Source organism: Pseudomonas sp. 1912-s (genome assembly GCF_029269205.1).
Lineage (GTDB): Bacteria > Pseudomonadota > Gammaproteobacteria > Pseudomonadales > Pseudomonadaceae > Aquipseudomonas.
Genome location: NZ_JARIXR010000018.1, coordinates 1 through 24865, shown reverse-complemented (window position 1 = coordinate 24865; position 24865 = coordinate 1). Strand labels below are relative to the sequence as shown.

General features: G+C 62.8%; 24 protein-coding genes. 14 read left to right on the top strand and 10 right to left on the bottom strand.

What is annotated here, in order from left to right:
• The first annotated feature begins 108 nt into the window (after positions 1-108).
• Together P3C29_RS21165 and P3C29_RS21160 are read left to right on the top strand one after the other, a co-directional pair.
• Positions 109-1422, top strand: a complete 1314-nt coding sequence (locus P3C29_RS21165) for an MFS transporter (RefSeq protein WP_275965357.1) — start codon at positions 109-111, stop codon at positions 1420-1422.
• A gap of 110 nt (positions 1423-1532) precedes the next feature.
• The gene (locus P3C29_RS21160) at positions 1533-2240 is read left to right on the top strand and encodes a YebC/PmpR family DNA-binding transcriptional regulator (protein WP_010166897.1); all 708 of its coding nucleotides are present in this window, start codon (positions 1533-1535) and stop codon (positions 2238-2240) included.
• A 73-nt stretch (positions 2241-2313) separates the two neighbouring features.
• Here P3C29_RS21160 and P3C29_RS21155 read toward each other — a convergent pair whose 3' ends face one another.
• Together P3C29_RS21155 and zapE are read right to left on the bottom strand one after the other, a co-directional pair.
• On the bottom strand, positions 2314-3627 hold the full coding sequence (locus P3C29_RS21155; protein WP_275965356.1) for a leucine-rich repeat-containing protein kinase family protein: 1314 nt from the start codon (positions 3625-3627) through the stop codon (positions 2314-2316).
• Between the two features lie 10 nt (positions 3628-3637).
• Positions 3638-4753, bottom strand: coding sequence for a cell division protein ZapE (gene zapE / locus P3C29_RS21150; protein WP_275965355.1), 1116 nt, complete (start codon positions 4751-4753; stop codon positions 3638-3640).
• 194 nt (positions 4754-4947) lie between these two features.
• On the opposite strand from zapE, the gene P3C29_RS21145 reads away from it, so the two are divergent.
• Genes P3C29_RS21145 through P3C29_RS21115 form a run of 7 tightly spaced genes read left to right on the top strand, consistent with a single transcriptional unit; the run spans position 4948 to position 11321 of the window.
• Positions 4948-5475: a spore coat U domain-containing protein gene (locus P3C29_RS21145; protein WP_275965354.1), complete on the top strand. Its 528-nt coding sequence runs from the start codon at positions 4948-4950 to the stop codon at positions 5473-5475.
• Positions 5469-6014 carry a spore coat U domain-containing protein gene (locus tag P3C29_RS21140; protein ID WP_275965353.1) on the top strand — a complete coding sequence of 182 codons (546 nt, stop codon included), beginning with the start codon at positions 5469-5471 and terminating at the stop codon, positions 6012-6014. The genes P3C29_RS21145 and P3C29_RS21140 overlap by 7 nt, the downstream gene beginning before the upstream one ends.
• A gap of 18 nt (positions 6015-6032) precedes the next feature.
• Positions 6033-6569, top strand: coding sequence for a spore coat protein U domain-containing protein (locus P3C29_RS21135; protein WP_029615761.1), 537 nt, complete (start codon positions 6033-6035; stop codon positions 6567-6569).
• A gap of 52 nt (positions 6570-6621) precedes the next feature.
• Positions 6622-7074, top strand: a complete 453-nt coding sequence (locus tag P3C29_RS21130) for a spore coat U domain-containing protein (RefSeq protein ID WP_085989902.1) — start codon at positions 6622-6624, stop codon at positions 7072-7074.
• 26 nt (positions 7075-7100) lie between these two features.
• The gene (locus tag P3C29_RS21125) at positions 7101-7886 is read left to right on the top strand and encodes a molecular chaperone (protein WP_010166910.1); all 786 of its coding nucleotides are present in this window, start codon (positions 7101-7103) and stop codon (positions 7884-7886) included.
• A 41-nt stretch (positions 7887-7927) separates the two neighbouring features.
• Positions 7928-10321, top strand: a complete 2394-nt coding sequence (locus P3C29_RS21120; RefSeq protein WP_275965352.1) for a fimbria/pilus outer membrane usher protein — start codon at positions 7928-7930, stop codon at positions 10319-10321.
• Between the two features lie 10 nt (positions 10322-10331).
• Positions 10332-11321: a spore coat U domain-containing protein gene (locus tag P3C29_RS21115; RefSeq protein WP_275965351.1), complete on the top strand. Its 990-nt coding sequence runs from the start codon at positions 10332-10334 to the stop codon at positions 11319-11321.
• Here P3C29_RS21115 and P3C29_RS21110 read toward each other — a convergent pair.
• Both P3C29_RS21110 and P3C29_RS21105 read right to left on the bottom strand, forming a co-directional pair.
• Complete coding sequence (locus tag P3C29_RS21110; RefSeq protein ID WP_275965350.1) at positions 11318-12070, bottom strand: anti-sigma factor; 753 nt, start codon at positions 12068-12070, stop codon at positions 11318-11320. The two genes, P3C29_RS21115 and P3C29_RS21110, sit on opposite strands and share 4 nt — an antisense overlap.
• A complete protein-coding gene (locus P3C29_RS21105; RefSeq protein WP_010166918.1) occupies positions 12067-12573 on the bottom strand; it encodes a sigma-70 family RNA polymerase sigma factor in 507 nt (168 codons plus the stop codon). Before P3C29_RS21105 ends, P3C29_RS21110 begins: the two co-directional genes overlap by 4 nt.
• A 171-nt stretch (positions 12574-12744) precedes the next feature.
• On the opposite strand from P3C29_RS21105, the gene P3C29_RS21100 reads away from it, so the two are divergent.
• Together P3C29_RS21100 and P3C29_RS21095 are read left to right on the top strand one after the other, a co-directional pair.
• Positions 12745-13827 carry a catalase family peroxidase gene (locus tag P3C29_RS21100; protein WP_275965349.1) on the top strand — a complete coding sequence of 361 codons (1083 nt, stop codon included), beginning with the start codon at positions 12745-12747 and terminating at the stop codon, positions 13825-13827.
• A complete protein-coding gene (locus P3C29_RS21095; protein WP_010166924.1) occupies positions 13824-14363 on the top strand; it encodes a cytochrome b in 540 nt (179 codons plus the stop codon). The genes P3C29_RS21100 and P3C29_RS21095 overlap by 4 nt, the downstream gene beginning before the upstream one ends.
• Positions 14364-14414: 51 nt before the next feature.
• Here the strand turns inward: P3C29_RS21095 and P3C29_RS21090 are convergent, their stop codons facing one another.
• Positions 14415-15566: a M14-type cytosolic carboxypeptidase gene (locus P3C29_RS21090; RefSeq protein ID WP_275965348.1), complete on the bottom strand. Its 1152-nt coding sequence runs from the start codon at positions 15564-15566 to the stop codon at positions 14415-14417.
• A gap of 466 nt (positions 15567-16032) precedes the next feature.
• Positions 16033-16395 carry a DUF3077 domain-containing protein gene (locus P3C29_RS21085; RefSeq protein WP_169389137.1) on the bottom strand — a complete coding sequence of 121 codons (363 nt, stop codon included), beginning with the start codon at positions 16393-16395 and terminating at the stop codon, positions 16033-16035.
• 129 nt (positions 16396-16524) lie between these two features.
• Here P3C29_RS21085 and P3C29_RS21080 point away from each other — a divergent pair, with 129 nt between their 5' ends.
• A complete protein-coding gene (locus tag P3C29_RS21080; protein ID WP_275965347.1) occupies positions 16525-17172 on the top strand; it encodes an XRE family transcriptional regulator in 648 nt (215 codons plus the stop codon).
• Here the strand turns inward: P3C29_RS21080 and P3C29_RS21075 are convergent.
• The 4 genes from P3C29_RS21075 to P3C29_RS21060 are packed head-to-tail and all read right to left on the bottom strand — an operon-like array spanning position 17169 to position 22710.
• The gene (locus tag P3C29_RS21075; RefSeq protein WP_275965346.1) at positions 17169-19106 is read right to left on the bottom strand and encodes an acetyl/propionyl/methylcrotonyl-CoA carboxylase subunit alpha; all 1938 of its coding nucleotides are present in this window, start codon (positions 19104-19106) and stop codon (positions 17169-17171) included. The two genes, P3C29_RS21080 and P3C29_RS21075, sit on opposite strands and share 4 nt — an antisense overlap.
• Entirely contained in the window at positions 19103-19909 is an 807-nt protein-coding gene (locus P3C29_RS21070) for a gamma-carboxygeranoyl-CoA hydratase (RefSeq protein WP_201124815.1), read from the bottom strand. Before P3C29_RS21070 ends, P3C29_RS21075 begins: the two co-directional genes overlap by 4 nt.
• A gap of 15 nt (positions 19910-19924) precedes the next feature.
• Positions 19925-21532: a carboxyl transferase domain-containing protein gene (locus tag P3C29_RS21065; RefSeq protein WP_169389134.1), complete on the bottom strand. Its 1608-nt coding sequence runs from the start codon at positions 21530-21532 to the stop codon at positions 19925-19927.
• A gap of 14 nt (positions 21533-21546) precedes the next feature.
• Positions 21547-22710, bottom strand: coding sequence for an isovaleryl-CoA dehydrogenase (locus tag P3C29_RS21060; RefSeq protein WP_010166938.1), 1164 nt, complete (start codon positions 22708-22710; stop codon positions 21547-21549).
• A 145-nt stretch (positions 22711-22855) separates the two neighbouring features.
• Between P3C29_RS21060 and P3C29_RS21055 the strand changes: the two genes are divergently transcribed.
• Together P3C29_RS21055 and P3C29_RS21050 are read left to right on the top strand one after the other, a co-directional pair.
• Complete coding sequence (locus P3C29_RS21055; protein ID WP_275965345.1) at positions 22856-24493, top strand: AMP-binding protein; 1638 nt, start codon at positions 22856-22858, stop codon at positions 24491-24493.
• 157 nt (positions 24494-24650) lie between these two features.
• Positions 24651-24865, top strand: a 215-nt coding sequence (locus tag P3C29_RS21050; RefSeq protein ID WP_275965344.1) for a helix-turn-helix domain-containing protein, incomplete at its 3' end; no start/stop codon positions are given.

Below are 24865 nucleotides of genomic sequence, written 5' to 3'. Positions count from 1 at the left end.
ACCAGTACCGCGACCTCCGAGGCGTCGGTATTGCAGTGCTCAACAATAAAAATACAGGCGTTTGCTTTTCATTCTGCCGGCACACTCACACCCGAGGTCAGAACCACCATGAATACTCCCTTGAGTAACATCAAGCGTTGGCGCGTGCAGATTTTCGCTATCACCTGGCTGGCGTACGCGGCCTTCTATTTCACCCGCAAAGCCTTTTCGGTGGCCAAACTGGGGATCGTCGACGACCCGAGTTTCCCGCTGGACAAGATGATGATGGCCAACCTGGATGGCATCTACCTCGCGGCCTATGCCGTTGGCCAGTTCACCTGGGGCATGCTCGCCGACCGTTTCGGGCCGCGTGTGGTGGTGCTCGGCGGGTTGCTGATTTCCGCCGCTGCCGCCTTGGTGATGGGCACGTTCGCCACGTTGCCGATCTTTATCAGTTGCATGCTGATTCAGGGCCTGGCGCAGTCCACCGGCTGGTCGGGGCTGTGCAAGAACCTTGGCAGCTTCTTCCCGGCGCAGCAGCGGGKGCKGGTGCTGGGCCTTTGGAGTTCTTGCTATGCCTTTGGTGGCCTGGTGGCGTCGCCGTTTGCCGGGTGGTGGGCCTATACGCTGATCGGCACCTGGCATGCGGCGTTTATCTCCAGTGCCGCGGTGGTCTTCGTGGTGGCGGTGCTGTTCTTCATCTTCCAGCGCAACACGCCACAGGATGTGGGGTTGCCGGCAGTGGAGCCCGAGCCGGAACAGACGGCCGCCGAGAAGAACGCCAGCGTGCTGGAACCGCTGCGGGCCATCTTGCGCAACCGCACCGTGTTGACCCTGGGGCTGGCGTACTTTCTGTTGAAACCGGCGCGTTACGCCATCCTGCTGTGGGGGCCGGTGATTGTGTATGAGCAGATGCCGTCGGTGGGCAAGGTCGGCGCGGCGATTGTGCCGACGGCGTTCGAGCTGGCGGGATTGCTGGGGCCGATCATGATCGGCATGGCTTCCGACAAGTTGTTCGGTGCGCGGCGCATGCCGGCCTGTGTCCTCAGCCTGCTGGCGCTGACCGTGGCCCTGGCACTGTTCATGGGCGCCTTGCACACTGGCAGCGTGGCGCTGGTGATGGCGCTGCTGTTTGTGATGGGCCTGACCCTGTACGGGCCGGACTCGATGATCAGCAGCACCGCCGCCATTGACTTCGGCACCGCCAAGGCCGGCGCGACGGCGGCGGGGTTCGTCAACGGTTGCGGTTCGGTGGGGGCGATCCTCGGCGGCTTGCTGCCGGGCTACTTTGACACGGTCACGGTGTTTATCGTGTTTGCCGGCGCTGCGCTGTTTTCCTCGCTGGTGTTGATGCCCTACTGGAATGCCAGGCCCGCAGTGCTGGCGCAGGTGGGCGACTTTGTGCCGGACCGTGAGCGCGCAATCAATCCCTTGCGCACCTGAGGGACATGGCCGGTTTTTTGGTGGATTAGAGTGTTTCAGCGCTATAAACTCTGCCCCCAAAGCGCCGGCCAGTAGACGTCTCGGCGCGATGGACATCAAGAGAGTGAGTCATGGGCGCACAGTGGAAAGTCAAACATAAAGAAGCGGCATCCAATGCCAAGGGCAAGATCTTCGGCAAGCTGGTGAAAGAGATCACCATTGCCGCCCGCAACGGTGCCGACACCGCCACCAACGCACATTTGCGCCTGGTGGTGGAGCAGGCCAAAAAGGCCTCGATGCCCAAGGAAACCCTGGAACGCGCGATCAAGAAAGGCGCCGGTCTGCTCGGTGAGACCGTGCAATACCACCGCGTGACCTACGAAGGGTTTGCCCCGCACCAGGTGCCGTTGATCGTTGAATGCGTGACCGACAACATCAACCGCACCGTGGCGGAAATCCGCGTGGCATTCCGCAAGGGCCAGCTCGGCGCTTCCGGCTCCGTGGCCTGGGACTTCAACCATGTGGGCCTGATCGAAGCCTCGCCGGACAGCCCGGACGCCGATCCGGAAATGGCCGCGATTGAAGCCGGTGCGCAGGATTTCGAGGAAGGCGAGGAAGAAGGCACCACCCTGTTCATCACCGAAACCACCGACCTGGACGCCGTACAGAAAGCGTTGCCGGAGCAGGGCTTCACCGTGTTGTCGGCCAAGCTGGGCTACATCTCGAAAAACCCGGTGAGCGGTTTGAGCGATGAGCAGATGGCCGAAGTCGAAGCCTTCCTGGAAGGTTTGGACAACCATGACGATGTGCAGGATATGTTTGTCGGGTTGGCGGGTTAACGCTCATTTGATGTGAGAACCCCATCTAAATGTGGGAGCGAGCAAGCCCGCTCCCACATTTGGTTTAGCGGAGTTAGGAAGACCGCAACAGAGTTGTGATTTCCTCGAACCCAGGCCGGGCAAGCACATCCGGCTGGCAGCAGTTATCCCGCAAGCTTTCCAGTGCCACGCGTTTCTCCTCGCTCAACCCCGCATCAATCCGTTCCAGCAACTCCCCCAGCAACACCCCGAACGCCCGCACTTCGATACGCTGCAACGCCCGGGTTTCCAGGCTGTCGACCGTGGCGTGAAACGACGCGGCACCAAAGTCCCCAAGCAGGCACTCACCGGCTTCATTCCACAGAATGTTATGGCCGTACAGATCGCCGTGGGTGATGCCTTGCTCGTGCAGGTGCGCCGCCACTGACGCGATGCCTCGCGCCATGCGCAACGCCACGTCCGCGCTGAAGCGGGTGGTGGGTTCGTAGATGTCACGGGTGCACGACGCCAGGCTCGGCAGGGCCGCGAGGTTGCGGTAGCTCGGGTCGATCAGTTGCATCACCAGCGCTGCCTGGCCTTCGGGATGGCCGACGACCCGGCCTTCTACCTTGATCAAATTGGCATGCAACCCGGCGGCGATGCAGGCGTGCATTTCGTGTAACGGCGAGCCGTCGCTGGTGATGCTGCCTTTATACAGTTTGACCGCGACCGCCTTGGCCGGCCCGGTGGGCGGGGTCCAGGACGCCTTGCGGATGATCCCCGAAGCGCCTTCGCCGAGCACCTCGCCCAGCGCCAACTCTGACCAGGGAATGTTCGGCGTGGCGTCATCGCGAGCCACTTCCACGGCCATTTCCACCGGGTTGCCGGCGTAGGCCAGCCAGGTCAGGCTCGGCAGGGTCAGCAACCAGTCCGGCAGGCGGGTCAGGCGGTTGGAGGCGATGCGGATCAGTTCGAGGTTTTTGCACTGGGCCAGGCTTGGCGGCAGATGCTCCAAATGGTTGCCGGCCAGCATCAGTTTTTGCAGCAATGGCCGTTCACCCAGTTCGCTTGGCAACTGGCTGATGCGGTTGTCGGTGAGGATCAGCCAGCGCAGCAAGGGTGGCAAGGCGGCCGCCGGGACGCTGCTGATCTGGTTCGACTTGAAGCCGATCATGCTCAGCTGTGCGCATTGGCCCAGGCATTCCGGCAGCTCGGTAAAGGCGTTTTCCGAACAGAACAGCACGCGTAAATGGGGCAGGCGGTGCAGGTCATCCGGCAGGCTGCTGAGGGCGTTGCCGGTGAGGTTGAGGATTTCCAGGGAGTCGGCCAGGTCGAAGATTTCCCGGGGGAACTCGGTCAGCCCGCAGCGCAGGTCCAGGCGTTTGATACCGGCCAATTGGCCGGCCTTGAGTTGGGCAAGGGTATCCATGAACAGCGTGTCACTCGGCAATAGGGGCGTGAATGGCGCTCATGATAGCGGGTTGTGGCCCGATCTTCTGCAACTGCCCCAGGCGGCTGGCGGTGCGCGCCAGGTCGATGGCCTGGCCGCTCAGGGATTGCTCCAGCGGCTGCTCGCCGATCAGCGTCAGTTGCTTGTCCTGGTCGTAAAGCACGTCCACCAGGTTGATAAAGCGTTGCTGGGCGGCAATCGGGCAATCCGCCAGGTGTGGCAGGCCATCGATGATCCAGCGGTCGTAGTCGCGGCACAGTTGCAGATAGTCCATGACGGCGGTCGGTTGCTCGCACAGGTCGCTGAAGGTGAAGGCGATGCTGCGGCCCTGGTGCCTGCGGGCAATCAGTTGCCGGGCACCGACAGCCAGGCTGATCGGGGCGTGATCCGCTGACGGCAGCCCCAGGGCCTCGCGTTGCGCAGGTGTACCCGGCCAGACGAACTGACCGGTGGTGAAACGCTGCTCGCCATGGGCCTGGGCCAGGCCGCGATAATCCTGGGGCGCGCTGACTTCCATCACGTCCATGCGCGCACTGATCAGCTCGATCACCGGCTTGAAGCGCTGGTGGTACAGCGGGTTCGGCAACAACCCGGCGGGCGGGTAATTGGAGGTTACCAGCACCCACACCCCGCGCCGGAACAGGGCCTTGAACAGACGGCTGATCAGCATCGCGTCGCCGATGTCATGCACGTGAAACTCGTCGAAGCACAACACGCGGCAGCCTTCGAGCAGTTCGTCCAGGGTCACGGCCAGGGCGTCGCGCTGCTGGCGATGGGTAAACATGCCGCGGTGCAGGCGGGCGAAAAAATCGTGAAAGTGCACGCGCTGCTTCTCAGCAATCGGCAGCGCCTGGAAAAAACCGTCCAGCAACCAGCTTTTGCCCCGGCCCACGGCACCGTGCAGGTACAGGCTGCGGGTTGGACGCCGGGCCAGCAGGTGGGCGGTTTGCCGGGCCATGCACGCGATGACCTGCAGCTGGCTGGCGCTGAGGGTGTAGCCCTGTTGCCGGGCCTTGTCCTGGAAAAATGTCGTAATGCCGGGGGCGGAATCAGGCGCCGCAGGTTTACCCAGCAACCGTTTGAGCAGGGGCGGTAACGCAGCCAATGTCAGTCACTCTGTGTTTCGGTGGTCGCCCACTTTAGAGCGCCGGTTGCGGTTTGACCAATAGGGAAGCGCGGCACGAGCTATCTGGAAAAGGCATGGCTCAATGGGATCCAAACCAGTGACCTGACTGGCGGAATCCCCTTGAGTGACTACCCTCATACAAAGCAGTCACCCCTGTATAAGGATTTGGGGCAGTGAAGGGACACGCAGTCTTGGCAATCATGAGCGCGATGCTCTGCAACACGGTTTATGGCGCTCAGCTCCAGGTTGAAGTGCGCATCGACGTGCAGCGCGGTTGCCAACTGGTGGGCACCGCCCGCGAGGCCGGCATCGAGCAGCTCGGCGTGCTGGATTTTGGCAGCAGTTCCCGTCTGGATGACCCGGCGGGCCCGTTGAGTGCTGCCTTGATCAGCCAGCGCCAGCCACGCCTGGAGTGCAACCCGGATACGCCGTATCAGATGCGTGTCGACGGCGGCCTGCATGGCGGCGTGGGTGAGGTGCGTTACCTGGGCGCCGCTACTCCTTCGATCAAACCCATTCCTTACCGCATTTATGCCGACGCGGCGCGTCGCATCCCCTTGGCCGTGGACGTACCGGTGAGTGGCCGCGTGCCTGATTCCGGCACGGTGGACCTGCCGCTCTATGGGCGCATTGAGCCGCTCAAGGAAGTGCCGGCGGTGGGGCGTTATTCCGACCTGCTCAAAGTGACGGTGACATGGTAAGCCGGGCCTTTGCCTGTATCGCGCTGGGCGGCCTGCTGCTCCTGGCGGAGGACGCCCAGGCGGCTGCGGTCACCGGGCAGATTCACGCGCGGCTGGTGATTACTGCCAGTTGCCAGGTGAGCAAAGGCACCGACAGCGCGCCGGTCAGCCCCGACGGAGGCTCGGCCTTGCTGGACTTTGGCAGCCACGGGCCCACCTGGGACAACCGCCTGGGTGCCAGTGTCAGTGACGGCCACAAGGCGGCGCTGGCGGTCTCCTGCAACCCGTCGGTGGTGAGCAGCTTCACCGTGACCATCGACGGCGGCGCTCATGGCGACGGCACCACCCGGCGCCTGAGCAATGGCCGGCAAACCATACCGTATCGGCTGTCGGCCGACCCCGCAGGCCGGAACACCTACAGCATCGGCCAGCAACGCAATTTCGTCGTGACCAAGGGCGCACAAGTACCGATCCCGGTATTCGGCTCGGTGGTGGCGAATACCAGGGCCCTACCGGCCGGCATCTACACAGACACCCTGACGGTGACTCTGGATTGGTAAACCTTGAGGATGGACATCATGCATGCACTTGTCTCGAAAGCAGTTTTTCCACTGATGGCACTGGTCTGGGTGTCGAGTGCCCAGGCGGCCACTACGGTCACCGGGCAGATCAGCTCGACCCTGATCCTGACCAACAGTTGCCTGGTCAACGGCGTCGGCGGCACCACCGGGTTGAACTTCGGTACGATCAATTTCGGTACCACCAACAGCCAGTTCACCACGCAGTCCGGCCAGGTGCTGGGCGGCGGCGGGGGAGCCTTGTCGATTCAGTGTTCATCGGGCACCTCGCCGGTGATCACTGTGGGGGCCGGGTCCCATGACGGCCAATCCACCGGCGGCACCCGGGCGCTGTACGACGGCGTCGCCAATTACGTGCCGTACGACTTCTACACCGACACCGGGCATTCATCGATCCTGGCGATCAACGGCACCATCAACCTGGCCCCGAGCACCGGCGTTGCGCAAACCGTGAATATCTACGGCCAGGCCGTGGGCAAGACGGGGCTGCCGGCCGGTACCTACACCGACACGGTGTCCGTGCAACTGACGTTCTAGTGCCATGAAACGGGCCTGCTGGGCGACGCTGGCGGTCATCACGGGTTGGGGGATGCCGTTGTCGTTGCTGGCGGTGACCAGCCAGACGATCCAGGTCAGCGCGACGATTGCCGCGGGCTGCCTGGTGGTGGGCGGCGGCACGAATTACGGCAGCCTGGCGTTCGGCAGCTATTCGTCGTTGTCGACCAGTACGGTCTCGGTGGCGCTGAGCGGCGGGGTAACGCTGCAATGCACGCCGGGCGTCACCTTGAACATGACCGTGGATGGCGGTTTGCACAACGTCGGTGGCCGGCGCATGCAGCTCAATAGCGGCAGTGCCCAAGTGGCGTATCAGCTGTTTCGGGACGCGGCATTTAGCCAAAGCCTGGGGATCAGCCAAAGCGTCAGCGTGAGCTACAGCAACGCAAACGCTATAACCCTGCCGATTTACGGCCGGGTGGTGTTACCGGGTAATCAGCCTGGGGGGACGTACAGCGACGTGCTGCAGGTGCAGCTGTCCTGGTAAGGCGATTGGCATAAGGAGTGAAATCTATGTTTGCAGCTTCCCGGCGGTATTGGGTTGCGGGTTTTATCGGTTTGGTGGCGTTGGGTGCGGGGCAGGCCCAGGCCGCCAGCTCAGTGCTGATCTGGCCCATCGACCCGGTGCTGGAGGCCGATCAACAGGCCAGCGCCTTGTGGTTGGAGAACCGCGGTACAGAGACCGCCAACCTGCAGATTCGAGTGTTTGCCTGGAGCCAGGGCGGGTTTGACGAGCAGTACCAGAACCAGCGCGACGTGATCGGCAGCCCGCCGGTGGCGAAGATCGAGCCGGGGCAAAAACAACTGGTGCGCCTGACCCGGACCCGGGAAGTGCCGCCGGGCCAGGAGCTGGCGTATCGGATCATCATCGACGAAATTCCCGCGGCCGCCCCTGAAACGCCCGCCGCTGACGGCAAGACAGCCGCCGCGATCCGCTTTCAGATGCGCTATTCGGTGCCCTTGTTCGCCTACGGCGCAGGCCTGTGGAGCAAGGAAGACGCCACCCGCCAACGCGACCCCAAGGGCGCGGGCAAACCTGACCTGAGCTGGAAAAAAGTCAGCGTCGGCGGGCGCAATTACGTGGAGATGCGCAACCAGGGCGCGGTGCACGCGCGACTGACCGATGTGGCGTTCAAGCAGGGCGGGCAAACCCGGCCGCTGGTGGACGGCCTGCTGGGCTATGTGCTGCCGGGGGCGACCATGCGCTGGCCGGTGCCGGAAGGGGTCGCTGGCGATCAGCCGTTGCAGGTGCGGGTCAATGGCGCAACGCAACTGGAGAGCCTTGCACCGGGACGGTAACGCAATGGAATAGGGCATGGAGCGGCCCTTGGTCTTAACGGATGGAGATGTCCATTGATGGACACAAAGCCTTGGTGAGCCATGATCGGGCTCGCAGTCTATGGCGATCGGTGTGGGTGGTGGGAGGCCTGTCTGGCCTGGCGCTTGCGCCGCTTGGCGTGGCCGCTCCGTTGCCACCGCCCCCCAGCAGTATGGAGGCTGTTGCCGATGCACAGTTGTTCCTCGAACTGGTGGTCAACCAGATGGACACCGGCCGGGTGGTCGCTGTGGATCAGCGTGCCGGCGGGTTGTTTCTGCCGGCGGCGACGTTGCGGGACGTCGGCATGAAACTGCCGGCTGAGATCACCAGCGAGGTCGCGCTGGACCACGTGCCCGGCCTGCACACTGACTATGACAGCCAGGGCCAGCGCCTGATGCTAACGGTGCCTCCGGCGTGGCTGCCGGAGCAGTTTATCGGCCACCGCAATAACTATCCGCGCAGCGAGGCGCTCACCAGTTTTGGTGCGTTGCTCAACTACGATGCCTACCTCAATGACACCGATGATGCCGGCACTTACCTGGGCGTCTTCAACGAACTGCGGCTGTTCGATACGTGGGGCACCCTCTCCAATACCGGCCAATACCGCACCACGTTTGGCGGCCAGACGAGTGGCAGCGCCCTGAACAATGGCTATCGGCGCTATGACACCACCTGGCGCTTTTCCGACGATGAGCGCCTGCTGACCTACGAGGCGGGCGACGTGATCAGCGGTGCATTGCCGTGGAGCAGTTCGGTGCGCCTGGGCGGGGTGCAAGTGTCGCGGGACTTCGGCGTACGCCCCGACCTGGTGACCTATCCCTTGCCACAGTTTGCCGGGGAGGCGGCGGTGCCGTCGTCGGTGGACCTGTTTATCAACGGCTACAAATCCAGCAGCGCCGACTTGCAGCCGGGCCCTTACACCCTGACCAACGTTCCGTTTATCAACGGTGCGGGGGAAGCCGTGGTGGTCACCACCGATGCCCTGGGCCGGCAAGTGTCGACCACGGTGCCGTTCTACGTCACCAGCACCCTGCTGCAAAAAGGCTTGTCGGATTTTTCGGTGGCGGCCGGTAATTTACGTCGGGACTACACCCTTCGGGATTTTGGCTACGGGCCCGGCGTGGCCAGCGGCACGTTCCGTTACGGGGTCTCGAACTACGTCACCCTGGAAAGCCATGCCGAAGCCTCGGGCGACCTGACCCTGGGCGGGCTGGGCGGCAACGTCCGGCTGGGCAACTTCGGCGTACTCAACACGGCCCTCAGCCAAAGCCAGTTTGACGGCGAGACCGGCCAACAATTGAGCTTCGGTTATCAATACAGCAACCAGCGCTACAGCCTGTCGTACCAGCGGGTGGAGCGCCGCGACCAGTATGCCGACCTGACCCTGGTCGACACCCCTTACGCCAGCCTCAGCAAGCGCAGCGAACAGGTGACCCTGAGCCTGAACCTCAACGATTACGGCAGCATCGGCGCCGGCTATTTCGATGTGCAGGCCGCCGATGACTCACGCACCCGGTTGTTGAACCTGACCTGGAGCAAGCAGCTGTGGCGCAACACCAGTTTCTATCTGTCGGCCAACCGCGAGGTGGGCGACAGCAACTGGGCCATGCAGGCGCAGTTGGTGATCCCGTTCGACATCTACGGCAGCCTGGCCCTGAGCAACGAGCGCAGCCAGGCCGGCGAGAGTCGCCAGCGCGTCAACTACAGCCGTGCGGTGCCCTCCGAGGGTGGTGTGGGCTACAACCTGGGTTACGCCAGCGGCGACGGGCCGGCGTATCGCCAGGCCGACCTGACCTGGCGCATGCAGTCGGTGCAATTGCAGGCGGGCGTGTACGGCAGCAGCGACGCCGAGACTCGTTGGGCGGACGCCAGCGGCTCGCTGGTGTGGATGGACAAGCAAGTGTTCACGGCCAACCGGGTCAATGACGCGTTTGTGGTGGTGAGCACCGACGGTTATGCCGGGGTGCCGGTGCTGTACGAAAACCAGTTGGTGGGTGAAACCGATCGCAACGGGCATCTGCTGGTGCCGTGGAGCAGCGCTTACTACCGCGGCAAATATGAAATCGACCCGCTGAACCTGCCGGTCAACGTGCAGACCCCCAACGTCGAGCAGCGCGTGGCGGTGCGGCGCGGCAGTGGCTACTTGTTGGAGTTCCCGCTGCGTCGGGTGGTCGCGGCCAGTATCACCCTGGTGGATGCCCAGCATCAGGACCTGCCGCTGGGCAGTCAGGTGCGCCATGAACAAACCGGGGCGCGGGCGGTGGTGGGTTGGGATGGCCTGGTGTACCTGGAGAACCTGGCGGCCCACAACACCTTGCAGGTCACTGTGGGGGAGGGGCGTACCTGCCAGGCGACGTTCGACCTGGATATCAACGAGGAGCAGGTGCCGCTGATCGGGCCGCTGGTTTGCCAATGACATAAGGAGTGTGAGTGTGCGGGGCAAGGAATGGATAGTTGGATGGCTGGTGCTGGTGGGCCTGGGGGTTTCGACCCCGGCCATGGCCGCGTGTACGGTGCCGGGAACCACCTCGCCGGCCAGCTTTGGCTCGATCAGTTCGATGACGGTACGCACCGCCGCCCAGACCAGTTCTACCACTAATGCCGGCTTGAACTGCGGGGCCACGCTGATCTCGCTGCTGGCGGCCAGTGATCACTTCTATGCAACCATCACCTCGGCGACCAGCGGCATGGTGGGGCCTACCGGGGATGTCATCGGTTATACGATTTACGGCAATAACAGCACCAGTTACCCGATTGCCCGTGGCGTCCAATTCGATTTCGGTGCTACCGGCATTGCTCAAAGCGTTGGCCTGGTTTCCGGGCCGGGCACCAAAACCTTGCCGCTTTACCTGAGCTCGATCACGGGAAGCAATGTGGCTGCCGGGCTCTACACCGAGACACTCAGCATCGCCTGGGTCTGGAACTATTGCTCGGTCCTGGGGGTTGGGACGCTGTGTGTCTTCCGGGATTCAGGCACGGGTACGGCTAATCTGACGGTCAGCATGACGGTGAGCAACGACTGCCAGATCACCGCGCCCAATATCAGTTTTGGCAGCGCGCCAGTGATCAGTGGTTTTTCCAGCGTGAACGGGCAGGCCACTATTACCTGCACCAAGGGCAGCGCGTACACCGTGGGTATCAGCGACGGCCTGAACCCGGTGAGTGTGGGTGGGCAACGGCGGATGGTCTCGGGGAGCAACTTCCTGAATTACGACATCTTCAAAAGCGCCACCACCACCCGCTGGGGCAGCGTGACCACCGCCCGGCGCGCCAGCTCCACGGCGGAGGTGAATCCCGGGAACGGCCTGGGCACCGGCAGCCAGGTGTTCAACTACAACGCGGCGATCTATCCCAACCAGGCCACACCACCGGCCGGCACCTACACCGACAACGTGGTGCTGGATGTGGGCTTCTAGAAGCGCATCGTCTGCTTGAGCATCTGCGTGGTTGAAGCGTCTTGCGGGCTGACCATCGCATAGTTGTAGCCCGCGCCCGACCAGTACTCGGCCTGCAGCCCGTCGGCACTGCGGCTGCCCCGGGGCAGGAATTTGTTTTCCGGGCCCGGCGGGCGAATGTAGAAACTGATGCGCCGCCCTTGCGGGTCTTCATACAGCACCATGGCCGCCGCGCCTTGTTCGGTGCTGAGCAGGCGCCCGCTGACCGCCTTGAACCCGGCCTGGCTCAGGTCTGGCAGGCGGTAGGCCTGGTTGAAGTAACGGTCGAGCCAGCCTTGCATGTCGCCATCGCTTTGCACGTGGTAGTCGGCGGGCAGGATGCCGTCCTGGGCGAACAGGCGGTAGGCCTGCATCGCGTCGGTCATGGGCAAAATGTTGTCGGCCAGGGTTGCCTGGCGGGCCTGCCAGCCGCCGAGGCCGCCCACGCCCACGGCGATCAACAGCACCGCAGCGGTCGCGAGGTGACGGCGTGACTGGCGTTTGACCCGCTGGCGAATCAGGGCCGGGTCCAGCTCGGGGTTGGCCGGCTGTTGCAGTGCGCCGCTCAGGGACGCCCGCAGGTGCTGTGCATCCTGCTGCCAGGCATGCACCTGGGCGGCGACCTCCGGGTGGGCCGCCAGCCAGGTTTCGAGCTGGCGGCGGTCGGCGTCCAGGAGCTGGTGATCGACGTAGGCATGCWAATCGCGTTCGCTGGGAGGCAGGCTGATCATTTGAGTATCCGCAGGGCAGGGCTGGTGATTTCGCCGTCGCTGAGCTGGCGCAGGGCCTGGCGCGCACGGGACAGGCGCGACATCACGGTGCCCACAGGCACCTCGAGGATGTCGGCGACTTCTTTGTAGCTCAAGCCTTCCACCGACACCCACAGCAGCAGGGCACGTTGTTCGGTGTTCAATTTATCGAAGGCTTGCAGGGTCGATTGCGCGATGACCGTACGCTCGACCGACGGCTGCGAATCATCGCGGCCGGTGAAAAACTCCAACATGCGCGTGTACCGCCGGGAACGCCGGTGGGCGTCGAGAAACTGCCGGTACAGGATCGAGAACAGCCAGGCGCGCAAGTCGCCTTCGAGGCGCTTGTCGGCCCAACTGATGATCGCGCGTTCAAGGCTGGCCTGTACCAGGTCGTCGGCACTGCTGCTGTTACGCGTCAGGGACACGGCAAAACGCCGCAACCTGGGGATGAGTTCACGTAACTGTTCGTCGAGTTCGTGCATGGGATTCTGGCTAGTCACTACGCTGGGACTAGGAAGACGTCCGGCGTTGAAGGTTATTCCAGGCCAATAAAAATAAACAGCCGGCCAGGGAATAGAGTGCGCTGGCGTACGTCCCAAGTGTTCCGACCTTATGTTTCACCCACTCAAGGCCTTGGGCCCTGGAGTTATTTCATGGTAGATCACTCATCACCGCCCCGTCCGCCGCTGAGCACCGCAAGCCTGATAATTCGGTTGGCCAGCATCGGCGTGGTGGTTGCCGTCGTGGCCGGGGCGTTCGCCTACGTCAATGGCAGCCTCGACCCACAACGGTTGCGTCCCAAAACCCTGGTCAATGCCCTGGAAACCAACAACGGTTTGCACCCTGGTTACCGTCGCAACCATGCCAAGGGCGTGTGCGTGGCCGGTTATTTCGAGAGCAGCCCCGAGGCGCGGCAGTACTCCAGTGCCCAGGTCTTCAGTGAAGCACGCACGCCGGTTATCGGGCGGTTTGCGCTGCCCAGCGGCAACCCTTATGCGCCGGACAGCAGCGTACCGATCCGCAGTTTCGCCCTGCAGTTCAGCTTGGCTAACGGCCAGCAATGGCGCACCGGGATGAACAGCATGCCGGTGTTCCCGGTGGGCACGCCCGAGGCGTTCTTTGCGATGCTCAAGGCCGGTGCACCAGACCCGGCCACCGGCAAGCCGAACCCGACTGCCATGCCAGCGTTTTTCGCGGCGCATCCCGAGACCTCGCCGTTCCTGGCCTGGGTCAAGACCGCCAAGCCGTCCGCCAGCTATGCCACCGAAACCTATAACGGTATCAACGCGTTTTACCTGGTGAACGCCAGTGGCCAGCGCCAGGCCGTGCGTTGGGGCGTCGTGCCACAAAGCCAGGATGCACCGGGTGCCACGGCGCCAGCCGGCAGCGATTTCCTTGAAAAAGACCTGGCGCAGCGCCTGGGAGCCGGCCCTTTGCGCTGGCAGTTGAACGTCACCCTGGCCAACCCGGGCGACCCGGTGGACGACGCCAGCAAGACCTGGACCGGCGAGCACAAAGTGCTGAACGCGGGCACCCTGGTGCTGGAAAGCAGCCAGCCGCAAATGGACGGCGACTGCCGCGACATCAACTTTGATCCACTGATTCTGCCGAGCGGTATCGAAGCCTCGAATGACCCACTGCTGGCCGCCCGTTCGGCGGCGTACGCCAGTTCTTACCTGCGTCGCACCAGCGAAGTCAGCCAGTTGCACAGCGCCCCACAGGAGTCGAAGCCATGAATGCTCAACCCCGGTTTTTCGCCCCGCTGGCGCGGCTGCTGCATTGGCTGATGGCGTTGATGATCATCGCCATGCTGTTTATTGGCGCGGGCATGGTGGCGTCGGTGTCGGAGCGCCATGAGTGGCTGATCCATCTGCACAAACCGTTGGGCATTGCGATCCTGGCGCTGGTGATCGTGCGCTTGGTCGTGCGTTTTTCCACGCGTCAGCCGCCGCTTCCCGCGGACCTGCCGCTGTGGCAAGCGCTGGCGGCCAAGGCGTCCCATGTGGTGCTGTATGCCCTGATGCTGGTGTTGCCGCTGCTGGGTTGGGCGATGATTTCGGCGGCCGGCGATCCGGTGATGCTCAGCAGTTCGGTGCAACTGCCGGCGCTGGTCGGCGCGAATGCGCCGTTGTTTGCGGTGTTGCGCAAGGCTCACGGGTATCTGGCGTATTTGCTGTTTCTGACGGTGCTGTTGCACCTGGCGGCGGCGCTGTTCCACGGTTTGATCCGGCGTGACGGCGTGCTGCAAAGCATGACTGGAACCAAGGACTGACACCTTGCCCGGCGACCGCTGCGATTGCGCAGCGGTCGCCGGGTGCAGGGATCAGCGCAGTACGCCGACGATGTCCGCCACAGTGCTCAGCACATCCTTGCCCAACTGCATCGAGCGTTTGCCCGACCAGCCGGTGTGCGGGTTGGGCGCGTCGTCGTTGTCCTTGAAGGGCATTTCCAGGGTCAGGGACAGGCAGTCGAACTTCTCGCCGACGCTGTTGCACGCCAGCGTCATGTTGGCTTCCCCCGGCAGGTCGCGGGTGTAGCCGTGCACGGTCTGGAAGTCGCGGGTGAGGCCGCTCAGGTGGCTGCGGAAGTGTTTCTCCAACTGCTCGATGCGGGGCGTGTAGCCGGGGTTGCCTTCGCAGCCGGCGGTGAACACGTAGGGGATTTCTTCGTCGCCGTGGATATCCAGGAACAGGTCAACGCCGTACTTTTCCATTTGCTGCTGGACGAACAGCACTTCCGGGCTGATCTCCTGGCTCGCGCTTTGCCAGGCCCGGTTAAGGTCCTGGCCCATGGCGTTGGTGCGCAAATGGCCATGGAACGCGCCATCGGGGTTCATGTTGGGCACCAGGTACAGGTCGGCGGCGGCCAGCAGTTTTTTCAGCTCGGCGTCACCGTCCTGTTGCAGGCGTTCGATGATGCCTTCCATAAACCATTCGGCCATGTGCTCGCCGGGATGCTGCTGGGCGATGATCCAGACCTTGCGCTTGTTGGCCTCGCCTTTGCCCCGGCGCAGCAGCGGGATATCACGCCCTTCGACACTCTTGCCGGTGGCCAGCAATTGCGTGCCGGCGCGGTTCAGCGCCTGGTCGATCAGCCAGTCATGGCGTTCGCGGCTGTAGGGTTCGAAGTAGGCGAACCAGGCCTGTTTTTCCCGGGTTTCGAGGGTGATGTGCAGCGTCTCGCCATCAAAGCGGGTGGGCACCCGAAACCAGTTGATATGGTCGTAGGACGCCACGGCGTTATAACCACTCCAGGCGTGCTTGTAGGAAGAATGGCCGGCGTTGCTCAGGCGAAAGGTGTGGCTGTGGCCCACGTGCATGCCTTCGGCCTTGAAGTGGAACCACTGGAAGTGTTGGCTGCGTGTATCGGGCTTGATGGCCAGCAGCAACTGGTGGGCATCACTGGCGTCGAGCACCTGGATATTGCCACTGTCGAAGTCGGTGCTGATCTTGATGGAGGTCAAGGCCACGGTCATAGTCTGGTTGCCTGAATATGAGTGTTGTGGCGGGCATTTTACACCGGAGCGGGGTAAAGCCTGGATGCAATTTTTTGCGGGGGAAGAGGGGGCGTCGTCCATGACGCCGCAGCAGCTTAGAATCTATGAGATTGATTCTCAAGTGCTATTTTTGAAAGAACCGGGCCAGAGCGCCGGATCGACTTTCTTTTGGCGATAGTCTTTTGCTACCATGCGCGCCATCAAGCAACACACAGTCTTCATTAGCCTGAAGCCACGCCAGGAAAAACTGGCAAAAAAAAGACCCGGCCAAAGAGCCGGGTCAAAAACCGTGATTAGCCTGATGAGGAGATATTCCAAGAGTCCGACCTAAGGTCTCTTGGTCTATCGACTGATCTCGCGATCAGCTAGGTCCAATAATAATCATTATCATTTGCAAGTCAAATGTTTTTATCCGCCAGATAGAAATATTTTTCCTTCGCGTCTGTTACATCCTCGCCGAGTGTTCGGCCTCCCGGGTCGAAAGCCGTAGCGACCGCTCCACCATCACCTTCGCCATATCAATCAAATAGACCACTGAAAACGCCAGGTCCCGGCTGTTGCCGTGGCTGCTGTTTGCCGATTCGTAGGCAGTGGCTGCGGCACTGCGCAGCAGGTCGGAGGCGTGCACCAGCGCTTCCTCATCACTGATGCCCGGTTTGACTGCAAACAAGGTGTCGTCAACGGACGGCGTGGCGAGATCCTCTTTCAAGTAATAGTCCAGCGCGCGTTGGGCAGCGCCGCTGCTGCGCATGAACAGCAGCTCGTCTTCGTCGCAGGTTTCGGGCAGGGGATAGGGGGTTGTCGTCATGAAGTCGGTGCTCTGGGTGGATGTCGAAAGCCTGCAACCGATATTAGTACTAATCGTATTTATGGCGTTTTATTGATTACTACAAACTGTTTATTGTCGCTGCGAGTACACAACGTATTGTCAGGCCCCATGGATAAATGGATAGCGCTGGTCAAGGCCAGCATGAAAGACCGCAAGGTCACGCAGGATCAGTTGGCCTCACGCCTGGGCATGTCCCAGGGCGGAGTCGGCCATTGGCTGAACAAGCGCCGGGTGCCGAGCCTTGCCGACATGAACCGGGTGATGGACGAACTGGGCCTTGGCGACCTTGAGGTCGCGCTGGTGGTTCGCGAAAAAGCGGTCGCACCGGTGGAAGAAGAGTTGGAGCCAACGCCGCACTACAACCCCCATTACCGTTACCCGGTGAGCGAAGGGAAAGGAGGGTACCCATTGCAGGAAGAACCCCGGCCCTACGGTGCTGCACGTTTCCGGATGAGCGACTATCAGGCCCGTGGCAAGGCGTTCTGGCTGCGGGTGATCGGCGATGCCATGACCGCCCCCGCCGGCTTGAGTATCACCGAGGGCATGATGGTGCTGGTGGACCCAGCCATCCAGCCCGAGCCGGGCAAACTGGTGGTGGCCCAATGGGCATTTAATCCCCAGGCCACCTTGCGCAAACTGGTGAAGGACAGCGATCAGCTTTACCTGGTACCGCTCAACCCGACTTACCCGAAAATGCTGTTCAGCGAGGAATGCCGCATCATCGGTGTGGTGGTGCAGGCGGTCACAAGATTTTAGCTCGCGGCTTCCAGTTCCACCAGTGCGCTGCCTTCACTGACCATTTCACCTTCCTGGCAATACAGCGCCTTGACCACCCCGGCATGGGGCGCGCGAATGCTGTGTTCCATCTTCATGGCTTCCAGCACCACCAGTTGCGTACCGGCTTCCACCGTTTGGCCGACGTCCACCAACACCCGCACGATGCTGCCGTTCATCGGTGCGGTCAGGCCGCCCTGATGGGACTGGCTGGCGTCGACGGCGGCGATCGGGTCGAACAGGCTGACGCTGTGCACTTCGCCGTCCCAACGCAGAAACAGGCTGCCGCCCTCGCGCACCGCCAGATGAGAGCGGCGCACACCTTGCCGGTCGATCAGCAACTGCTCGCCGTGCAACCGGGGCGGGTTGACGCCGGCTTGCAGGGTGACCAGGCGATCCTGGCCGTTGCAGCTCAAATGCAGGGAAACCTCGGCGGGCAACCCGGCGCGAAAGCCACGGGTGTCGGCCCAGGGTGAACTGGAATCAGCGCTCGGCCGGGTTTGCATGAACGCCTGGCCCGCGGCCTGCCAGAACTCATCACTCAACTCGCCGGGGGCCGGTAGCAGCTCATCCTGATAACGCGGGATAAACCCGGTATCCAGCTCGGCAGCCGCAAACGCCGGATGGCCGATGATGCGCCGCAAAAAGCCCAGGTTGGTCTTCAAGCCACCCACGGCAAATTCATCCAGCATACCCAGCAGCCGCAGACGCGCCTGCTCGCGGTCTTCGCCCCAGGCAATCAGCTTGCCCAGCATCGGGTCGTAGAACGGTGACACGTTGTCGCCTTGTTCGACGCCACTGTCCACCCGGCGCCCCGGCCCCGGCGTGGATTCGCGGTACAACGCCAGATGCCCGGTGGCCGGCAGGAAATCATTGGCCGGGTCCTCGGCGTACAGCCGCACTTCAATCGCATGCCCCCGCAGTGGCACCTGCTCCTGAGTCATCGGCAGTGGCTCGCCCTGGGCCACACGAATCTGCCAGGCCACCAGGTCCAGGCCGGTGATGGCTTCGGTCACCGGGTGTTCCACCTGCAACCGGGTGTTCATCTCCATGAAGAAAAACTCGCCCCGTGCGTCCAGCAGAAACTCCACCGTGCCCGCACCCACATAACCGATGGCCTGGGCCGCACGAACTGCCGCCTCGCCCATGGCCTTGCGTTGCTCGGCACTCAGGCCCGGCGCCGGTGCTTCCTCGACGACTTTCTGGTGGCGCCGCTGGATCGAGCAATCGCGCTCGTTGAGGTACAGGCAATGCCCATGCTGGTCGGCGAACACCTGGATTTCCACGTGACGCGGCTTGAGCAAATACTTCTCCACCAGCATCTGCGCATTGCCAAACGAGGACAGCGCTTCACGCTGGGCCGAGGCCAGGGCTTCGGCCAGTTGGCTGACGTCCTCGACCACTTTCATGCCCTTGCCGCCACCGCCCGCCGTGGCCTTGAGCAGCACCGGGTAACCGATGCGCTCGGCCGCCTGGCGAAAGGTCTCCAGGTCCTGGGCGTCGCCGTGGTAACCCGGCACCAGCGGCACGCCGGCGGTTTCCATCAATGCCTTGGCCGCCGACTTGCTGCCCATGGCATCAATGGCCGAGGCGGGCGGGCCGAGGAAGATCAAGCCGGCGGCTTCAATGGCGCGGGCGAACCCGGCGTTCTCTGACAGAAACCCGTAACCCGGGTGAATGGCCTGGGCGCCGCTGGCCTGGGCCGCGGCGATCAGCTTGTCGATTTGCAGGTAACTGTCGGCGGCCTTGCTGCCGCCCAGGTCCACACGGATATCCGCCTCGCGGGCATGCCGTGCGTCACGGTCCGTGGCGCTGTGCACGGCCACGGTGGTCAGGCCCATGGCCTTGGCAGTGCGCATCACCCGGCAGGCGATTTCGCCACGGTTGGCCACCAAAACGGTGGTAAGGGGCTTCATGACCGTGGCTCCTGGGACTGCCAGTTGGGCGCACGTTTTTGCAAAAAGGCGCGCAAGCCTTCCTGGCCTTCGGCGCTGACGCGGATCCGCGCGATGGAGTTTTCGCAGTAGCGACGCAGTGCCGGGGTGAGCGCCCCATGGCCGACCTCACGCAGCAAATCCTTGCTGGCGCGCATGGCCGCCGGGCTGTTGAGCAGCAGATTGGTGACCCACCGTTCAACCTGCACATCCAGATCGGCCGTCGGATAACTCTCCGCCAGCAGCCCGATTTCCCGTGCGCGCTGGCCCCCAAAGCGATCAGCCGTGAGGGCATATCGACGGGCTGCGCGCTCGCCGATCGCCTGCACCACGAACGGGCTGATCACTGCAGGCGCCAGGCCAATACGCACTTCCGACAGGCAGAACTGCGCCTCATCAGTGCCGATGGCCATGTCGCAGCAACTGATCAATCCCAGGGCACCGCCATAGGCCGCGCCCTGAACCACGGCCAGCGTCGGGATCTTCAGCTTGGCCAGGTTGTACATCAACTCCGCCAGTTCCCGGGCGTCGTCCAGGTTGGTGTGGTAATCCAGCTCGGCCGACTGCTGCATCCAGGCCAGGTCGGCGCCGGCGCTGAAGTGCTTGCCGCGCCCGCGCAGTACCAAAAAACGCAGGGCCGGATCGCCCTGGACCTGGTCGAGGGCGATGATCAGTTCGCGGATCATTTCGGCGTTGAACGCGTTGTTCTTGGCTTCACGACTGAGCCACAGGGTGGCAAAGCCACGCGGATCGGTGACCAGTTCGAGGGTGTTGAAATCGCTCATGGGGTGCAGCTCCATTTACATGCGGAACACGCCGAAGCGGCTCGGCTCGATGGGGGCGTTCAGTGCGGCGGACAAGGCCAGGGCCAGCACGTCGCGGGTCTGCAACGGGTCGATGACGCCGTCGTCCCACAACCGTGCGCTGGAGTAGTAGGGGTGGCCCTGGGTTTCGTACTGGTCGAGGATCGGCTGCTTGATCGCGGCTTCCTCTTCGCTGCTGAAACCCTGGCCTGCGCGCTCGGCCTGTTCGCGCTTGACCTGCACCAGCACGCCGGCCGCCTGTTCGGCACCCATCACGCCGATGCGTGCGTTGGGCCACATCCACAAGAAGCGCGGGTCGTAGGCGCGGCCGCACATGCCGTAGTTACCGGCGCCGAAGCTGCCACCGATGATCACGGTGAATTTCGGCACCTTGGCACAGGCCACGGCCGTCACCAGCTTGGCGCCGTGCTTGGCGATACCGCCGGCCTCGTATTTCTGGCCGACCATGAAACCGGTGATGTTTTGCAGGAACAGCAGCGGAATCCCGCGCTGGCAGGCCAGCTCGATAAAGTGCGCGCCTTTCTGCGCGGCTTCGGCGAAGAGGATGCCGTTGTTGGCCAGGATCGCAATCGGGTAGCCGTGCAGGTGCGCAAAGCCGCACACCAGCGTAGTGCCGAACAGCGCCTTGAACTCATCGAACACCGAACCGTCCACCAGCCGCGCAATGACTTCGCGCACATCGAACGGTTGCTTGGCGTCGGCCGGGATCACGCCGTACAGCTCTTCACTGCCGTATAACGGCGCCACCGGCGTGCGCTGTTGAAGTTGGCCCAGTTTGCGCCAATTGAGGTTGGCCACACTGCGCCGGGCCAGGGCCAGGGCGTGCTCATCGCTGTCGGCGTAGTGGTCGGCCACCCCGGAGATCTTGCAGTGCACATCGGCACCGCCCAGGTCTTCGGCACTCACCACTTCGCCGGTCGCCGCCTTCACCAGCGGCGGGCCGGCGAGGAAGATGGTGGCTTGCTGGCGGACCATGATCGCTTCGTCCGCCATCGCCGGCACGTAGGCGCCACCGGCGGTGCAGGAACCCATCACCACCGCGATTTGCGGAATGCCCTGGGCACTCATGTTGGCCTGGTTGAAGAAGATCCGCCCGAAGTGCTCGCGGTCCGGGAACACTTCATCCTGGCGCGGCAGGTTGGCGCCGCCGGAGTCCACCAGGTAGATGCACGGCAGGCGGTTCTGCTCGGCGATGGTCTGGGCGCGCAGGTGTTTCTTGACGGTCAGCGGGTAGTACGAGCCGCCTTTTACCGTGGCGTCGTTGGCGACGATCATGCATTCGACGCCCTCCACACGGCCGATCCCGGCAATCACGCCGGCCGCGGGCACGTCTTCGCCATACACCTGATACGCCGCCAGTTGGCTGAGCTCCAGAAACGGCGAGCCCGGGTCGAGCAAGCGATTGATCCGTTCGCGCGGCAACAGTTTGCCACGGGACGTGTGGCGTTCCTGGGCCTTGGCGCCGCCGCCTTGCTGCACCTGGGCGAGCAGGCTGTGCAGGGCGTCGACCTGTTGGAGCATCGCCGCACTGTTGGCGGCGAATTCCGTCGAGCGCGGGTTGAGCTGGGTGTGCAGGGTTGCCATGGGGCGCGCTCCGTTCAGCGGGTTTCGTTAAACAGTTCGCGACCGATCAACATGCGCCGGATCTCACTGGTACCCGCACCAATTTCATACAGCTTGGCGTCACGCAGCAGACGACCCGCCGGGAATTCATTGATGTAGCCATTGCCGCCGAGAATCTGGATCGCGTCGAGGGCCATCTGGGTGGCGCGTTCGGCGCTGTAGAGGATCACCCCGGCGGCGTCCTTGCGCGTGGTTTCGCCGCGCTCGCAGGCCTGGGCCACCGCATACAGATAGGCACGGCTGGCGTTGAGTTGGGTGTACATGTCGGCGACCTTGCCCTGGATCAACTGGAACTCGCCGATGCTCTGGCCAAACTGTTTGCGGTCGTGGATGTAGGGCACGATCAGGTCCATGCAGGCCTGCATGATCCCGGTGGGGCCGCCGGACAGCACCACGCGTTCGTAATCGAGGCCGCTCATCAGCACCTTCACGCCGCCATTCAGCACGCCGAGGATATTTTCTTCCGGCACTTCGACATCATCGAAGAACAGCTCGCAGGTGTTGGAGCCGCGCATGCCGAGTTTGTCGAACTTGTTGCTGCGGCTGAAGCCCTTCGAATCGCGCTCGACGATAAACGCGGTGATGCCGTGGGCTCCCTTTTCCAGGTCGGTCTTGGCGTAGATCACGTAGGTGTTGGCGTCGGGGCCGTTGGTGATCCAGGTCTTGCTGCCGTTGAGCACGTACACACTGCCGCGTTTATCGGCGCGCAGCTTCATCGAGACTACGTCTGAGCCGGCATTCGGCTCGCTCATGGCCAGGGCGCCGATGTGTTCGCCGCTGATCAGCTTGGGCAGGTACTTGAGTTTTTGTTCGTGGGTGCCGTTGCGGTTGATCTGGTTGACGCAGAGGTTGGAGTGCGCGCCGTAGGACAACGCCACCGACGCCGAACCCCGGCTGATCTCTTCCATGGCCACCACGTGGGCCAGGTAGCCCAGGCCGGCGCCGCCGTATTCTTCCGGCACGGTGATGCCCAGCAGGCCCATGTCGCCGAACTTGCGCCACATGTCGGCGGGGAACAGGTTGTCGATGTCGATCTGCGCAGCGCGCGGCGCCAGTTCCTTGGCCACGAAGGACTGCACCTGGTCACGCAGCATGTCGATGGTTTCACCGAGGGCGAAGTTCAGGGAGGGGTAACTCATGGACGGGCACCTTTTAGCGTTGTTTTTGTGTGGTTGATGCGCCGGGGAGGGCGATCACCTTTACGTTAACGTAAGCTTGCGTTGCAGGACTGTCAATCGTAGTTTACGTTTACGTCAACCTACAAAAAAGACAACAGGGGTCGTTATGGATCAGACGAATCAGAGTTACAGCCGTGGCAGGCAGGACAAGACCTTGCTGGCCATGACTATTGGCCAAGCCTTCGATAACACGGTTGCGCAGTACCCTGACGGCGAAGCGCTGGTGGTACGCCATCAACCGCGTCGCTACACCTGGCGGCAACTGGCCGAGACGGTTGATTTGCATGCGCGTGCGTTCCTGGCCATGGGCATGCAAACCGGCGACCGCCTGGGCATCTGGGCTCCCAACTGCGCGGAGTGGTGCATCAGCCAAATTGCCAGCGCCAAGCTCGGCGTGATTCTGGTCAATATCAACCCGGCGTATCGCAGCAGTGAGCTGGAGTACGTCCTCAAGCAATCCGGTTGCCAGTGGCTGGTGTGCGCCGGGTCGTTCAAGACCTCCGATTACCACGGCATGTTGCAGGAACTGAAACCCGACCTGCGCGGCATCATCAGCCTCGACGCCAACCCGCCCCCGGGGTTCACGCCCTGGTCACAATTGGCGGCCCTCGGCGCAGGCGTCCCGCCCGAGCAACTGCACACCCGCCAGGCCAGCCTGCACTTCGATCAACCCGTCAACATCCAGTACACCTCCGGCACCACCGGCTTCCCCAAAGGGGCCACCCTCAGTCACCACAACATCCTCAATAACGGCTATATGGTCGGCGAAAGCCTGGGCCTGACGGCGCAAGACCGCCTGGTGATTCCGGTGCCGCTGTATCACTGCTTCGGCATGGTGATGGGCAACCTGGGCTGCATCACCCACGGCACGACCATGATCTACCCGAATGACGGCTTCGACCCGCTGCTGACCCTGACCGCCGTCGCCGAAGAACAGGCCACCGGACTCTACGGCGTGCCCACCATGTTTATTGCCATGCTCGATCACCCGCGCCGCGGCGAATTCGACCTGTCGCGCCTGCGCACCGGGATCATGGCGGGCGCCACCTGCCCGATCGAGGTGATGCGCCGGGTCATCAGCGAGATGCACATGAGCGAGGTACAGATTGCCTACGGCATGACCGAAACCAGCCCGGTGTCATTGCAGACCGGGCCGGATGACGACCTGGAGCGGCGCGTGACCACCGTTGGGCGTACCCAGCCGCAACTGGAAAGCAAGATTATCGATGAGGCAGGCAACACTGTGGCCCGGGGCCGGATAGGCGAGCTGTGCACCCGGGGCTACAGCGTGATGCTTGGTTACTGGAACAATCCTGAGGCCACCCGCGGGGCCATTGATGAGGCGGGCTGGATGCACACCGGCGACCTGGCCACCATGGATGAGCACGGTTACGTGTGCATCGCCGGGCGCAACAAGGACATGATCATTCGCGGCGGCGAGAATGTGTACCCGCGGGAGCTGGAGGAGTTTTTCTTTACCCACCCGGCGGTGGCGGATGTGCAGGTGATCGGCATTCCCGATGAGCGCTACGGCGAGGCGATCGTCGCGTGGATCAAGTTCCACCCCGGGCATGTCGCCAACGAGCTTGAGCTGCAGACATGGTGCAAGGGGCGGATTGCGCACTTCAAGATGCCGAAGCATTTCAAATTTGTGGATGAGTTTCCGATGACGGTGACGGGGAAGATTCAGAAGTTTCGGATGCGGGAGATTATGATTGAGGAGTTGGGGGAGAGGGGGGATTGATGGTGTACATATCCGTTGCTGCGGTAACGGCTACTTAGGGTTCCGCTCTTACAGCGGGTCACTTTGCAAAAGCGTGTACGGACCGGACACATGGTTGACGGGTGTGCGGGGACATGGTGGACACTTTTCGGCGAGCTAACTTCGCCGGAAAACCATCATGCCCTGGAATACGAGAGACGCCATGAGCCTGAAAAAAGAGTTCGTTGCCTTTGCCCGGCAGCCCGGCAGCAATAAACGAGAACTGTGTCGACGGTTCGGTATCAGCCCCCAAACCGCATACAAGTGGCTCGAGCGCTACGAAGAACAAGGCCAGCAAGGTCTGCTGGAGAAATCCCGCAGGCCAGCCACTAGCCCAAAACTTACCGAGCCAGC